Annotated in this window: 13 protein-coding genes and 1 tRNA gene; 13 read left to right on the top strand and 1 reads right to left on the bottom strand. The window is 53.2% G+C overall.

Translation table 11 applies throughout. The features are described 5' to 3' along the window. Positions 1-95 precede the first annotated feature (95 nt). The 12 genes from FRIGORI9N_RS10680 (at position 96) to FRIGORI9N_RS10625 (ending at position 12,299) form a co-directional block, all read left to right on the top strand. Complete coding sequence (locus tag FRIGORI9N_RS10680) at positions 96-2,225, top strand: FimV/HubP family polar landmark protein (RefSeq protein WP_159570623.1); 2,130 nt, start codon at positions 96-98, stop codon at positions 2,223-2,225. Continuing rightward, positions 2,226-2,990 carry a tRNA pseudouridine(38-40) synthase TruA gene (truA, locus tag FRIGORI9N_RS10675; protein WP_159570620.1) on the top strand — a complete coding sequence of 255 codons (765 nt, stop codon included), beginning with the start codon at positions 2,226-2,228 and terminating at the stop codon, positions 2,988-2,990. Then, the gene (locus tag FRIGORI9N_RS10670) at positions 2,987-3,622 is read left to right on the top strand and encodes a phosphoribosylanthranilate isomerase (protein WP_159570617.1); all 636 of its coding nucleotides are present in this window, start codon (positions 2,987-2,989) and stop codon (positions 3,620-3,622) included. The genes truA and FRIGORI9N_RS10670 overlap by 4 nt, the downstream gene beginning before the upstream one ends. A gap of 23 nt (positions 3,623-3,645) precedes the next feature. Then, positions 3,646-4,899, top strand: coding sequence for a tryptophan synthase subunit beta (trpB, locus tag FRIGORI9N_RS10665; protein ID WP_159570614.1), 1,254 nt, complete (start codon positions 3,646-3,648; stop codon positions 4,897-4,899). A gap of 15 nt (positions 4,900-4,914) precedes the next feature. Further along, a complete protein-coding gene (trpA, locus tag FRIGORI9N_RS10660) occupies positions 4,915-5,727 on the top strand; it encodes a tryptophan synthase subunit alpha (protein ID WP_159570611.1) in 813 nt (270 codons plus the stop codon). A 24-nt stretch (positions 5,728-5,751) separates the two neighbouring features. Then, the gene (accD, locus tag FRIGORI9N_RS10655; RefSeq protein WP_159570608.1) at positions 5,752-6,630 is read left to right on the top strand and encodes an acetyl-CoA carboxylase, carboxyltransferase subunit beta; all 879 of its coding nucleotides are present in this window, start codon (positions 5,752-5,754) and stop codon (positions 6,628-6,630) included. Between the two features lie 6 nt (positions 6,631-6,636). Next, positions 6,637-8,034 carry a bifunctional tetrahydrofolate synthase/dihydrofolate synthase gene (folC, locus tag FRIGORI9N_RS10650; protein ID WP_159570605.1) on the top strand — a complete coding sequence of 466 codons (1,398 nt, stop codon included), beginning with the start codon at positions 6,637-6,639 and terminating at the stop codon, positions 8,032-8,034. 18 nt (positions 8,035-8,052) lie between these two features. Further along, positions 8,053-8,748, top strand: coding sequence for an SPOR domain-containing protein (locus tag FRIGORI9N_RS15535; RefSeq protein ID WP_159570602.1), 696 nt, complete (start codon positions 8,053-8,055; stop codon positions 8,746-8,748). Continuing rightward, positions 8,745-9,236 (top strand): CvpA family protein, encoded by a 492-nt coding sequence (locus FRIGORI9N_RS10640; protein ID WP_159570600.1) that lies wholly within the window; start codon positions 8,745-8,747, stop codon positions 9,234-9,236. The genes FRIGORI9N_RS15535 and FRIGORI9N_RS10640 overlap by 4 nt, the downstream gene beginning before the upstream one ends. A gap of 9 nt (positions 9,237-9,245) precedes the next feature. Then, positions 9,246-10,760 (top strand): amidophosphoribosyltransferase, encoded by a 1,515-nt coding sequence (gene purF, locus FRIGORI9N_RS10635; RefSeq protein ID WP_159570597.1) that lies wholly within the window; start codon positions 9,246-9,248, stop codon positions 10,758-10,760. A 91-nt stretch (positions 10,761-10,851) separates the two neighbouring features. Beyond that, a complete protein-coding gene (locus FRIGORI9N_RS10630) occupies positions 10,852-12,108 on the top strand; it encodes an aspartate kinase (protein ID WP_159570594.1) in 1,257 nt (418 codons plus the stop codon). A gap of 100 nt (positions 12,109-12,208) precedes the next feature. Further along, positions 12,209-12,299: transfer RNA gene (locus tag FRIGORI9N_RS10625), tRNA-Ser, on the top strand. Between the two features lie 35 nt (positions 12,300-12,334). On the opposite strand, the gene FRIGORI9N_RS10620 is transcribed toward FRIGORI9N_RS10625, so the two are convergent. Then, a complete protein-coding gene (locus tag FRIGORI9N_RS10620) occupies positions 12,335-13,267 on the bottom strand; it encodes a diacylglycerol kinase family protein (RefSeq protein ID WP_159570591.1) in 933 nt (310 codons plus the stop codon). A 192-nt stretch (positions 13,268-13,459) separates the two neighbouring features. Here FRIGORI9N_RS10620 and FRIGORI9N_RS10615 point away from each other — a divergent pair, with 192 nt between their 5' ends. Then, positions 13,460-13,627, top strand: a complete 168-nt coding sequence (locus FRIGORI9N_RS10615; RefSeq protein ID WP_138518522.1) for a DUF1328 domain-containing protein — start codon at positions 13,460-13,462, stop codon at positions 13,625-13,627. Positions 13,628-13,639: the final 12 nt, after the last annotated feature.

Genomic DNA, 13,639 nt, shown 5'->3' with positions numbered 1-13,639 from the left:
CAATAAGCTGCCGAAGGTGGCTTGAACATTCATGGAGTAAACGGGTGAGGCATACCAAAAAGAAGATTCTGCCCTTTGTTTTTGCATCAGGTTTGTTGGCAAGTTCCTTCGCGCAAGCGGCACAGCTCGGTAAGCTCGAGGTTTTGTCGGGTGCTGGTGAGCCTTTCTTGGCGGAAATCCAGGTTGATTTGGTGTTGCCAGAGGAACGCGCTTCCTTGCAGGCCAAGCTTGCTTCTGCCGACGCATTCAAGGCGGCTCGCCTGACGATGGATCCAAACCTGAAGAACCTTCAGTTTGCCGTGAAGGATGGTCCAAAGCCCGGTACGGCCACGGTGAAGATTACGTCTGCCCAGCCCTTGCCGGCAGGGTTTATCGACACCTTGGTTGAATTGACCTGGGCGGGCGGTCGCGTTGCCCGTGAATACACTTTGACCGTGCCTGTTGGCGTGGCTCAGGCTGCTGAACCCGCAACGAGTCTTCCTGAAATTCGCCCACCCATGACGCCTCCGCCAGTGGCGGCGCCACCCAAGTCCCCCGCTGTTTCTGCACCAGCCCCGGCCCCGGCCGTGACGCCGCCGGCAGCGCCGGAAGGCACCTTGAATGTTCAGCGCGGTGACACCTTGTCCGGGCTTGCTTTGCAGCTTGTGGGCGACGGAGTGTCGCTGAATCAGGCCATGGCAGCAATTTACGAGGCCAACAAAGATTCATTTATCAATGACAGTGTGCACCTGATTCGTGAAGGCGCACAAATTCAGGTGCCCAACCGTGCAGCCCTGCGATCCCGCAATGCCAACGAGGCATTGCTGGTTTTGGCCCAAAACGATGACCGAAATGTTTACTCGGCCTACGCCCGTCAAATTGGCTTGTTAACTGTTGACAATCAGGTGGCGGCAGCCGCCTCAACAAGTAGCCAAGGCAGTATTACTCCACAAGACCAGGCACCCAAGGCCAGCGCAGCCGCTCCTGCGGATCGTTTGCAGATTGCTCCCGGTGCAGCTCAAGGTGCAGGCAGCGCCGATACCAACGCTGAGGAGTTGTTGGCGAAAAACAAAGCGCTTGCTGAGGCCAACGAGCGAATTGCCCTGCTCGAGAAAAACGTAAGCGACTTGCAACGTTTGCTCGACATGCAGAAAGATTTGGGCGCTGAACCCACCGTGCCAGCTGAAACAGCGAATGAGGCCGGGCAGCTTGATGCCGCTGAACCCGCTGCTGTCGATGTGCCTTCGGAAACACTGGGAGATGGTGGCACCGAGGCAACTGACGACACACCTGTTGCTGATCAGGTCCCGGAGCCCACGGAAGGCGTGCAGGCGCCTGTAGCGCAGCCCCCGGTAGAAGACACGCCTTTTGACTGGCTGCCCTGGATTTTGGCAGGTGCAGGTGGTTTGGCGGTACTGCTTGTTTTGCTGCTGATTGCCCGTGCCCGCAAGAACAAAGCCGAGAATCAGGAAGAGGAGCTGGATACTGAGGATGAATCCTCTTTCAGCGAAGTGAATGAGTTTGACGAAGCGATTGCGGCCGCCAGCGCAGGAATTGCGGCTGAACGTGAAAACAGTTTGAATCAGGCTGAGAATTCTGACTTTGATCTGGATGAAGTGCTCAATGACCGACTCAAGCAAGCTGACACAGAGGAAACAACACAACTGCGTGCTGCTTCCAGCGAGGTGACAGCTGAGTCTGCTGCTGCAGATATTCCTGAGTTGAACGAAGCGTCAGATGAGGCGCAGCAACACAAAGAATCGCTGGACAGCGAAGTCACGCTGGATTTCCCGGAAGAAGATGTGGTTCAAGCCAAATCGGGTTCGATTCTGGACGATTTGGATGAAATCGAGAAGGGCACTTTGGCTGCGCAGGAAGAACTCGACGAATTGCGCAAGCAACCCACGCCGCAGGAAGAGGGTGTGCGTGAAATTGATGCAGCCTTTGACGATTTGGTGGACGATCCGGGAGACCCTGATAACACGGATTCCGCAACCGCAGCTGCGCTTGACGATGTGCCTGAAGAGGCAGCTGATAAATCGCTGGTTGATCTGGATGTGGATGTTCCAGACCCCAAAGTGGACGATGCCACCTGGCAGGAAGTGGCCACCAAGTTGGACTTGGCGGGCGCTTATGTTGAAATTGGTGACGCAGACGGTGCCAAAGAGTTGTTGAACGAAATCGTGAAAAAGGGCGATGCTGATCAGGTTCGCAAGGCCAAGGCGCTTTTGGCCACGTTGAACTAAATGAACAGAGTGGCCTTGGGCCTGAGCTATGACGGTCATGAGTTTGAAGGTTGGCAAACCCAACCGCATGGCCGTACCGTTCAAGACTACTTGACCAAAGCCATACAGGCCATTGCCCAAGAACCAGTTGCATTAACCTGTGCAGGCCGAACCGACACGGGTGTGCATGCCCGTCAGCAGGTGGTGCATTTTGATACCGTGGCCGACCGACCACTGACCGCTTGGGTAAAAGGCGTCAATAACAGCTTGCCGCCATCCATTTCGGTTCAAGGCGCCAAGCAGATTGATTCCAGTTTTCATGCACGTTTCAGTGCAGTGTCCCGCACCTATCGCTATTATTTTTACAGCGCTCCTGTTCGCGATCCGTTCAAGCGCTTCATGACCTGGGTGCATTACCCCCTTGATTTGCAAGCCATGCGAAATGCCAGTGCCTGTTTGTTGGGTACCCATGATTTCAGCGCTTTCAGGGCTTCCCAATGCCAGGCAGCCAGCCCGGTGCGCACTTTGCACGCCCTAAATCTGATTGAAGCCAGTGATCACAGTTATTTTGAAATTCACGGCAATGCATTTTTGCACCACATGGTTAGAAATTTGATGGGCAGCCTGATGGAAGTGGGTTTGCACCGGCAAGCTGAGGGTTGGCTGCAAGAGGTTCTTGAATCCAAAAATAGAAGCCTTGCTGCTAAAACTTACCCCGCGCAAGGTTTAAGCTTGTGGAATATTGAATACCCTGCGCAATACGGAATACAGGAATTGTTTGCATGAGAACCCGAATCAAATTGTGCGGCTTTCAAACCGAAGACACAGTGCGTGCGGCCACTCGGGCTGGGGCTGATGCGGTGGGGTTTGTGTTTTATCCGCCCTCTCCACGCCATGTCGAGGTGCAGCAGGCAGGCCAGCTTGCCCGTTGTTTGGGTGCCTGGCAAACGCCAGTTGCCTTGTTTGTGAATCCGCAGGCTGATTTCGTGAATTCTGTGATTGCTGAAATTCCCAACGTGCTGTTGCAGTTTCACGGTGATGAAAGCCCGGAATTTTGCGGCAGCTTTCAGCGACCCTATCTTAAAGCGATTCGAATGAAAGCGGGAGTGGATTTGAGGCTGGAGAGCAGCCGGTTTCATTCTGCGCAGGCGCTCCTTGTCGATTCGTGGAGCGAGGCGTATGGTGGAACAGGGCATACTTTTGACTGGTCTTTGCTGCCCAAAGCGGATGAACTGAAGCAGGCTTTGGTATTATCCGGGGGGTTGGATGCAAGCAACGTTGAACAAGCCATTCAAGGCTTGAGGCCTTACGGTGTCGATGTGTCCAGCGGGATTGAGTCAACGCGTGGCGTAAAGAGTATCGAGAAAATTGAAATGTTCTGCAAAGCGGTCCAGAAGGCCGATGCAGGGCTGTTGTAAGTGAACCCAGATAGAGCAGCATCATGAACAAACCCTATGAATTTCCAGACGCTACAGGCCATTTCGGCCCCTACGGCGGCACCTTCGTATCTGAAACCCTGGTTCACGCCCTTGAAGAACTCAAAAGCGTTTACGCACATTATCAAAACGATCCAGAGTTTTTGGCAGAATTTGAAAGTGAGTTGAAGTATTTTGTAGGTCGCCCCAGCCCCATTTACCACGCCAAGCGTTGGTCTGATCTGGTTGGCGGTGCGCAAATTTATTTTAAGCGCGAAGACCTGAACCACACGGGTGCGCACAAGGTAAACAACTGCATTGGGCAGGCCATGTTGGCCAAGCGCATGGGCAAGCCCCGCGTAATCGCCGAGACTGGCGCGGGTCAGCACGGTGTGGCCACTGCCACCGTGGCAGCGCGTTATGGCATGAAGTGTGTGGTGTACATGGGGCAGGAAGATGTAGCCCGACAGGCACAGAACGTGTTTCGCATGAAATTGCTGGGAGCCGAAGTCATTCCGGTGACTTCAGGCTCCAAAACCCTGAAAGACGCATTGAATGAAGCCATGCGCGACTGGGTTACCAACGTGGAAGACACGTTTTACATCATTGGCACAGTGGCCGGTCCGCACCCTTATCCCATGTTGGTTCGCGATTTTCAAAGCGTGATTGGCCGGGAATGTATTCAGCAAATGCCAGCCATGGTGGGCAAGCAGCCTGATTACGTACTGGCTTGTGTGGGTGGCGGGTCAAACGCCATGGGTATTTTTCACCCCTATTTGAATGTAGAGGGTGTGAAACTGGTGGGTGTTGAAGCTGCGGGCGAGGGCATTGAAACCGGCAAGCATGCCGCATCACTGAGTGCTGGCACACCTGGTGTGTTGCACGGTAACCGCACCTATTTGCTGCAAAGTGACGACGGTCAAATCACTGAAACCCACTCTGTGTCTGCCGGCCTGGATTATCCCGGCGTGGGTCCCGAACATGCATGGTTGAAAGATTCTGGCCGAGCAGAATACGTGGGAATTACCGATGCGGAAGCCTTGGAGGCTTTCCACCAGTGCTGTCGCATTGAAGGTATTATTCCCGCGCTGGAAAGCAGCCACGCACTTGCCCATGCTGCCAAACTGGCCAAAACCCTGCCGAAAGACCAGGTGATTCTGGTGAATTTGTCAGGCCGCGGCGACAAGGACATGCACACTGTGGCGCGCCTGAGTGGTGCCGAGTTTTACTGCCACCCCGATTGCAAAACAGGCGCAGAAATGGCCTGCAACAAGAAATAATTTTTACAACACACCATGTCAAGAATCAAAGCAGTTTTCGCGAAGTTAAAAGAAGAAGGGCGCAAGGGTTTAATTCCCTTTGTCACCGGTGGTGATCCTGATCCTGGTCAAACCGTGGCCATGTTGCATGCCTTGGCCAACGCAGGTTCTGACGTTATTGAGTTGGGTGTTCCTTTTTCTGACCCCATGGCCGATGGCCCTGTGATTCAGCGTTCCAGCGAGCGCGCGCTGGAAAAAGGCGTTACTTCACGCAAAATTCTTGATTACGTGGCCGAGTTTCGCCAAACCAACCAACACACACCCATTGTGTTGATGGGTTATGCGAACCCCATCGAACGCATGGGTGTTGAAAAGTATGTGGCTGAAGCCAAAAAGGCTGGGGTAGACGGTGTGCTTGTGGTGGATTATCCACCAGAAGAATCGATCGAGTTCTCCAAGTTTCTTCGGGCAGCTGAACTGGATCCGATTTTTTTGCTGGCACCCACTTCGTCGGATGAACGCATTGAAAAAGTGGCCAAAGTGGCAAGTGGTTATGTGTATTACGTCTCACTGAAGGGTGTGACGGGTGCGCAGAATCTGAATGCGGCTGAAGTCAGCTCCAAATTGCCTATCATCCGCAAATTCACCAACGTGCCTGTGGGCGTTGGCTTTGGCATTCGCGATGCTGAATCAGCATGCCGCGTGGCCGAGTCTGCCGATGCAGTGGTGATTGGTTCAGCCTTGATACAAACTCTGGAAGCAGGCAGCCCACAAGAGGCAGCCGCTTTGGCGGGCAAGTTTATTGCCCCGATTCGTGCCGCGCTTGATTCAAAGTTCGGCTCAAAATAAAAATACCTCAGCAAGGGAAAGTGTATGAGTTGGTTTGACAAAATTATTCCACCACGTATTTCGTCGAAAACTCCCGGCGACGCTGCCAAAAAAAGCGTGCCGGAGGGCATTTGGGCGAAGTGCAAAAGCTGTGATGCGGTGCTGTACCAAAACGACTTGGTGAGCAACGCCATGGTGTGTCCCTCGTGCACCTACCACATGCGCATTGGTTCGCGTGAGCGTTTGAATTTGTTGTTCGACAACGATGAGCGTGTGGAAATTGGTCAGGAAGTGCTGCCCATGGACACCTTGAAATTCAAGGACAGCAAAAGCTACACAGCGCGTTTGAATGAAGCCAAGGAATCTACCAGTGAAACCGATGCCCTGGTGGTGCAGAAAGGCACCATGAACGGCATGGAAGTGGTGATTGCCTGCTTTGAATTTGATTTCATGGGTGGCTCGATGGGTTCGGTGGTCGGTGAGCGCTTCTGCCGTGGCGTACAGGCTGCGCTAGATGCCAATGTGCCGTTCATCAGCATTGCTGCTTCTGGTGGTGCCCGCATGCAAGAAGGTTTGGGTTCGCTCATGCAAATGGCGAAAACCTCAGCCATGTTGGCCAAACTTAGCCAAGCCAAACTCCCTTACATTTCCGTGTTGACCGACCCAACCATGGGTGGCGTGTCGGCAAGCTTCGCCTTTCTCGGCGATGTGGTGGTTGCAGAACCCAAAGCGTTGATCGGTTTTGCCGGGCCCCGCGTGATTGAACAAACTGTGCGCCAAACACTACCGGAAGGTTTTCAGCGCGCTGAATTCCTGATGGAAAAGGGTGCAGTAGACTGCATCGTGGATCGCCGTGAAATGAAAAAAACCTTGGCCAGCCTTTTGGCGCTGTTGTTGAAAAAACAGATTGATCAGGCCGCCTGAACACTTATGACTCAAGCAGTACCCGAACAGAAACCCGCAAAACCAGCAGCCAACGCCACGCTTACCGAGTGGCTCGCCTATCTGGAATTGATACACAGCAAGCCGATCGACATGGGTCTGGACCGCCTGAAGGTGGTTCAGCAGCACATGGGTTTTGTGTTGAACGGGGTCGTGTTCACTGTGGCGGGGACCAATGGCAAAGGGTCCACTTGTGCCATGTTGGAAAGTATTCTGATTCAGGCGGGTTACAAGGTGGGCATGTACACTTCGCCCCACTTGATTCGCTTTACCGAGCGGGCACGAATCGATGGGCAAGAGGTGGCTGAGCCCGAGTTGATTTCAGCCTTTGAGCAGGTGGAGCTGGCTCGCACGGCAACCGGCATTTCCCTGACTTACTTTGAATTCACCACGCTCGCGGTCGCCCTGGTGTTTTCTCGCCTTGAGCTGGATGCTGTAATTCTGGAAGTGGGCTTGGGCGGGCGACTTGATGCGGTCAATATTTTTGATGCGGATTGCGCGATATGTACCAGCGTTGACATTGATCACCAAGCCTTTCTGGGGCCAGACCGCGAAAGCATTGGTCGCGAGAAGGCGGGAATTTTCCGTGCCGGCAAACCCGCGATTGTGGGCGACCCCAAACCGCCCCAAAGCGTGATTGACCACGCCAACGCAATCGGTGCTGATTTGTGGTTGTTTGCCCGCGATTACAACTACGGTGGCGACAAGCAGCAGTGGGCCTATGGTGGTCGCAGCATGCGCCGTGCCGCTTTGGCTTATCCAGCATTGCGTGGCACCAATCAATTGTTGAATGCCTCGGCTGCGCTGGCTGCGCTTGAGTCGGTTCGCGATCGCTTGCCGGTTCCTGCGCAATCCATTCGTCAGGGGTTTCTTTTGGTGGAATGGCCGGGGCGTTTTCAAGTGTTGCCGGGTCAACCCACTGTTGTTTTAGACGTTGGACACAATCCGCATGCAGCTGCGCATTTGCGTGAAAGCCTCGACAACATGGGTTTTTTCCCCTACACCCATTGTATTTTCGGGATGCTGGCCGATAAAGATGCAGTGGAGGTGGTCAAAGCGTTGAAAGACAGGGTCGACCATTGGCATTTGGTGCCGCTGCAAGGCGATCGTGGTCGCAGCACTGCGCAGTTGAAGCAGCAGCTTGAACTGGCTGGTGTGGATTCAGCGGCTTTTGACTGGGTGGCCAATTCCCAGGCATTGGCCAAAGGCGGTATTGCGAAGCAGCCACCTGAAAAAAGTGTGCAGAGCTACGAGAGTGTGAGTCAAGCGTATGCGGTGGTCACTTCTGCAGTGCCGCCCAATGATAGAATTCTGGTTTTTGGATCCTTCCTGGTTGTGGCGCAAGCCATGCAAGCCAAAGAAGCGCTTCGAAAACGTCCCGGTTAATTTTTTTCAGGAGTGCAGGTGAGTTCAAATTCGCGTTCTACTGCCAGGAACAAAGTCAACAACGATCCAGTTGATGAGTTAAAACGCAGATCCAGAAGGCGATTGGTAGGCTCCATAGCACTTTTTCTGGCGGCCATTATCATCGTTCCCGCATTGGTGGAAAATGAACCTTCCCAAACCAGCAGCGACGTTGAGCTGGTGGTACCTGATCGTCCCTCAGCTGAAATTCCTGCGCAAGCTGCCCAGGTACCCGAGTCACCCAAAATAGAAGCACCTCAGTCTACTCAGGAGCAAGCCGTGGCCATTGCGCCCGTTGCACCCGCTGTAGAGCCACCCCCCGTCATGTCCGAGCCCAAGGCAGCGCCAAAGCCAACACCGAAGGTGGAACCTAAGGTAGAGCCTAAGGTGGAACCTAAGCCAGAGGCCAAAGTGGAACCTAAGGTGGAACCTAAGGTTGAGGACCCCATCGCGGCTTTTGCAAAAGCCGAGGTGTTTTGGGTGCAGGTGACAGCGGTCAGCGACAAGCTTCGTGCGGATGCATTGAGCAAAGAATTGAGTGGCAAGGGTTTTCCTGCCAAGGTGGAGTCCACCAGCACTGCCGACGGCACCGTGTACCGGGTCAGGGTTGGCCCAATCGCGGGTCAAACCAAGGCGGATGAAACCAAGGCCAAGCTGGCTGCTGCTGGTTACTCCTCCGGGAGAGTGGTGCAGTGACGATATTTGATTACATCGTCATTGCCGTGGTGGTGCTGTCGGTCATTTTGGGTGTGTTCAGGGGCATGGTCAAAGAAGTGCTTTCCCTGGCCAACTGGGTGTTGGCTTTCTGGGTTGCAAACCGCTATGGCGCGGATTTGGCGGTGTACATGGACTGGGCGGAATCGCTGAGCCCTCCCATGAAAGCCCTTATTGGCTGCGCTGCTGCGTTTTTTGCAACCATGTTGGTGGGTGCCATTCTGATTTCATTGTTGGGCAAAATTGTTGCTGCAGCAGGTTTGGGTTTTGCGGACCGTGGCCTGGGTGCTACGTTCGGCTTCGCGCGTGGTTTATTTATTGTGTTGGTGCTGGTTACTGGGGCTGGGTTTACCTCGCTTCCGGAACAGCCATTTTGGCGAAACGCCATGTTGTCCCCCTTGGCGGTAGATGCGATGAGAGAAATCAAGCCGCATTTGCCTGAAAGTGTGGGCAAATGGGTGCGCTACTAGGAGCTTTCAATGTGCGGGATTGTCGGTATTGCCGGTTTTTCTCCTGTTAATCAAATTCTTTACGACAGCTTGCTGTTGTTGCAACACCGCGGTCAAGATGCCGCAGGTATTGCCACGGCGCACAGCAATTCGTTCTCGATGTCCAAAGGTAACGGCTTGGTGCGCGATGTATTCCGCACCCGCAATATGCGGTCATTGCCTGGCAATATGGGCATTGGTCATGTGCGTTACCCCACTGCGGGTTCTGCAGCCAGCTCCGATGAAGCACAGCCTTTCTACGTGAATGCGCCTTATGGTTTGGTGTTGGCCCACAACGGCAACTTGACCAACAGCGAGCGTTTGAAAGCCGAGCTGTTCAAGAACGATCGTCGCCACATCAATACAAATTCCGATTCCGAAGTGCTGTTGAATGTACTGGCCCACGAGCTTCAATCGAATGCATCGGGCTACTCGCTTGATCCAGTCACTATTTTCCGTGCTGTTGCTGGCGTTCATGCCCGTGCGCGTGGTGCCTATGCCTGTGTGGCTCAAATTGCAGGCTACGGTTTGCTGGCCTTCCGTGACCCGTTTGGTATTCGCCCGCTGGCTTTGGGCAAGGCTGAAACAGAGCAGGGCACCGAGTACATGTTTGCATCGGAATCTGTGGCGCTGGTCGGTATGGGTTTTGAGTTTGTGCGCGACATTGATCCGGGCGAGGCCGTATTCGTAGATCTCGACGGCAAGCTTCATGCGCAGCAGTGTGCCGAGAAATCGTCACTGAACCCCTGTATTTTTGAGTATGTGTATTTGGCGCGCCCCGATTCAGTGATGGACGGCATTAGCGTGTACGAAGCCCGCGTGAAAATGGGTGAATACCTGGCCGATCAAATTCGCAAAGGCATGCCTGCCGGTGAAATTGATGTAGTCATGCCCATTCCTGATTCAAGCCGCCCCGCAGCTTTGGAGTTGGCGAATCAATTGGGCGTGCCTTACCGGGAAGGGTTTATCAAGAACCGTTATATCGGTCGTACCTTTATCATGCCCGGCCAGGCGGTTCGCAAGAAAAGCGTGCGCCAAAAGTTGAATGCAATTTCCGTTGAGTTCAAAGGCAAAACCGTGCTTTTGGTTGATGATTCGATTGTGCGCGGCACCACAAGCCGCGAGATTGTACAAATGGCCCGTGAAGCGGGTGCCAAGAAGGTGATTTTTGCGTCGGCTGCGCCCCCTGTGCGTTTCCCCAACGTTTACGGTATCGACATGCCCACGCGTGATGAACTGATTGCGTCGGGCCGGACCGATGAGGAAATTTGTGCGGAGATTGGTGCCGATGCCTTGTTTTATCAAGACATCGCCGACATGAAACGCGCTGTGCGTGATTTGAATCCCAAAATTCAAACCTTTGACGCAAGTTGTTTTGATGGCTCGTACATCACCGGCGACGTCACCACAGAGTATCTGGATCGGCTTGAGTACATGCGCAAGCACCCGGAGGTGCTGGAGTCGGCTGGCTTGCAAATGAATCTGGGTTATTCCGCGAATCAATAAGTGCAGCGGGAATTTCAGGTAAAATGTTCAACTGATTGATTTAAAAGCGCGAAATGGTTCGCGCTTTTTATTTGTGCAGGGCGATCTGACTATGTCACTGATAGTACATAAATACGGTGGCACCTCCATGGGGTCCACAGAACGTATCAAGAATGTAGCCAAGCGTGTCGCCAAATGGCACCGCGCAGGTTTTCAAATGGTGGTTGTGCCGTCGGCTATGTCTGGCGAAACCAACCGCTTGATTGGCCTGGCCAAGGAAATTCAGGCTGAGCCTGATCCCCGTGAACTCGACATGCTGTGTTGCACTGGTGAGCAGGCGTCTGTGGCTTTGTTGGCCATGGCTTTGAAAGCAGAGGGTCTGGATGCAATCAGTTTCTCTGGTTGGCAAGTGCCCATCAAAACCGACAGCAGCCACACCAAGGCACGCATTGAGTCGATTGACGACACACGCGTGAAAGCTGCATTGAATGCCGGGAAGGTTGTGATCATCACGGGCTTTCAGGGTATTGATGATGCCGGTAACCAAACCACGTTGGGCCGTGGTGGCTCAGACACGTCGGCTGTGGCCATTGCTGCAGCCATGGGTGCGGCAGAGTGCCTGATTTACACCGATGTCGATGGTGTGTACACCACCGACCCCCGTGTGGTGCCTGAGGCGCGCCGCATGCGTGTGGTGTCTTTTGAAGAAATGCTGGAAATGGCCTCTTTGGGCTCCAAGGTTCTGCAAATTCGTTCAGTGGAATTTGCCGGCAAGTACCGTGTGCCTACCCGAGTGCTTTCCAGCCTGACCGATCCAATGATGTCGCTGGACGAAGAAAAGGTTTCCGGCACGCTGATTACTTTTGAGGATGATGAACATATGGAACAGGCCGTTGTTTCCGGTATCGCTTTCAACCGTGATGAAGCAAAAGTGACCATTCGTGGCGTGCCCGACAAGCCCGGTGTGGCTTACCAAATTCTGGGTCAGGTTGCTGAGGCCAATATTGATGTGGACATGATCATTCAGAACCAGGGTTCGGATGGCACCACCGATTTCACCTTCACCGTACACCGCAATGAATTCAACAAAACCATGGACTTGTTGAAAAACAAGATTCAAGGCAGCGTGGGTGCACGTGAAGTGGCCGGCGACACGAATGTGTGCAAGGTGTCGATTGTGGGCATTGGCATGCGCTCGCATGTTGGCGTGGCCAGCTTGATGTTCAAAACCTTGTCAGAAGAGGGCATTAACATCCAGATGATTTCTACTTCGGAAATCAAGGTGTCGGTGTTGATCGATGACAAGTACATGGAGTTGGCGGTTCGTGCACTTCACAAGGCTTTTGGCCTTGAAAAAGAAGCGGCTTGAACCGGGACTTTGCATGACATGAATGTGGCGCAAGTTGTGTGAAAGCGATTTGCGCCTGCATTCAACATTTTGGCCGAAACCGTGTATAATTCGGCCTTCTGGAGACGTGGCCGAGTGGTCGAAGGCACTCCCCTGCTAAGGGAGCATACCCCAAAAGGGTATCGGAGGTTCAAATCCTCTCGTCTCCGCCAGAATGAAAAAGGGATCCCGCTTGGGATCCCTTTTTTTATTCCATGGCCACAAATTGAACAGCAGGGGCACTGCTGATCTGAATTGAATTCACAGGCGGGTGCACATCGCCGTCGAGTTGCCATGCTGTTGGCGCGTCAAACTGAAATTCAATGCTGGAAATGGTGCTGCGCTCGACGCCGATGCTGGCTGGCATGCTCCCGAACCAGATTCTCAACAGGTTCAACACAAGCGCAAGTTTGTTGGGTACGCCTGCGATCAGGCACATGTCTTGTTGGGCCTGTGGCCCGCCGCTGGTGGATACACGAAATCGAAGTGGTAAACACTTAATGCTCAGCGCAAGGCAGGCCTGCCAGGCAAATTGCTGTGGTGCTGCGCTGTTGCGGATTTGCTGCCCTTTAACTGTTGAAAAAAGCCTGTCTACAAATTCGCTTCGGCGAATAATTCCCCAGGCAATTTTGGCCAAGAGTTTGGCGGCAGCAACAGGGCCACTGCCCAGGCTGTAATAGGCGTGCATGAAGTTCACCGTGACGCCGAAACCAAATACAAATCCGTATTGTTCGCCCGAGGTTTTAACGGGGTAGCGCGGTGTGCTGTGTAAAAGGGCGTTTGCCTGGTGTTCAACCAACCAGCGCAGTGCTTTTAGCGGCGCTGTTTTTGGATACACGTCCCAGGCGATCATGTTCATGGTGCCTGCATGCAAGGGAAAAATTGGCGGAATCGCCTGTTCCCCCCACACTTTGGCCGCTGCACCCAAAACCGCAGACACGGTGCCATCCCCACCAAAAGGCACAATTACAGTGGGTGGACTGCTTTGGTAGGCAAGTAGGGCCTGTTCTAGTTCTTGTGCATTTTGAGTCAATGCCACATGTCCGGCATTGCCCAGAATGCGGTGAATTTCCGCAAGGCTGCCGCTGGAATTGCGTGTTTTGAGATAGCCAGCTTTTGGGTTTGCGATGACAAGAATCACGATGATCCTTTTGTTACGGGATGATCTGTATTTAATTTAACCTATTCTTCAGGCGGCAAACCAGAAAATAGAGGCGTGTTTTGCCAGCTTGTAGGACATTGCTCACAACTTCTTCGGCAAAAGCTGACCTACTTTTCCACTTAAGGCGTTTACTGTAAAGCGTCAACCAACTAAACCCCCAAGGAGTTGATCATGTTGCACTACGCAGTTGTGTTTTTTGTAATTGCATTAATCGCTGCTTTGTTTGGATTTGGTGGTATTGCGGCCGGTGCGGTGGAAATTGCAAAAGTATTGTTTTTCATTTTCATTGTGCTTGCGGCAATTACTTTTGTCGTGAACTTGATTAAATCCAGGCCGTAGTTATTTGAAACG

The sequence above is a fragment of the Limnobacter sp. 130 genome (genome assembly GCF_902506325.1).
Lineage (GTDB): Bacteria > Pseudomonadota > Gammaproteobacteria > Burkholderiales > Burkholderiaceae_B > Limnobacter.
The sequence above is the reverse complement of the archived record's forward strand: the minus strand, read 5'-3'. Positions and strand labels throughout refer to the sequence as shown.

Excerpts from the sequence above, each read along its gene's own strand:
- truA (WP_159570620.1), top strand. The coding sequence starts at position 2,226 with ATGAACAGAGTGGCCTTGGGCCTGAGCTATGACGGTCATGAGTTTGAA.
- FRIGORI9N_RS10670 (WP_159570617.1), top strand. The coding sequence starts at position 2,987 with ATGAGAACCCGAATCAAATTGTGCGGCTTTCAAACCGAAGACACAGTG.
- trpB (WP_159570614.1), top strand. The coding sequence starts at position 3,646 with ATGAACAAACCCTATGAATTTCCAGACGCTACAGGCCATTTCGGCCCC.
- trpA (WP_159570611.1), top strand. The coding sequence starts at position 4,915 with ATGTCAAGAATCAAAGCAGTTTTCGCGAAGTTAAAAGAAGAAGGGCGC.
- accD (WP_159570608.1), top strand. The coding sequence starts at position 5,752 with ATGAGTTGGTTTGACAAAATTATTCCACCACGTATTTCGTCGAAAACT.
- folC (WP_159570605.1), top strand. The coding sequence starts at position 6,637 with ATGACTCAAGCAGTACCCGAACAGAAACCCGCAAAACCAGCAGCCAAC.
- purF (WP_159570597.1), top strand. The coding sequence starts at position 9,246 with ATGTGCGGGATTGTCGGTATTGCCGGTTTTTCTCCTGTTAATCAAATT.
- FRIGORI9N_RS10630 (WP_159570594.1), top strand. The coding sequence starts at position 10,852 with ATGTCACTGATAGTACATAAATACGGTGGCACCTCCATGGGGTCCACA.
- FRIGORI9N_RS10615 (WP_138518522.1), top strand. The coding sequence starts at position 13,460 with ATGTTGCACTACGCAGTTGTGTTTTTTGTAATTGCATTAATCGCTGCT.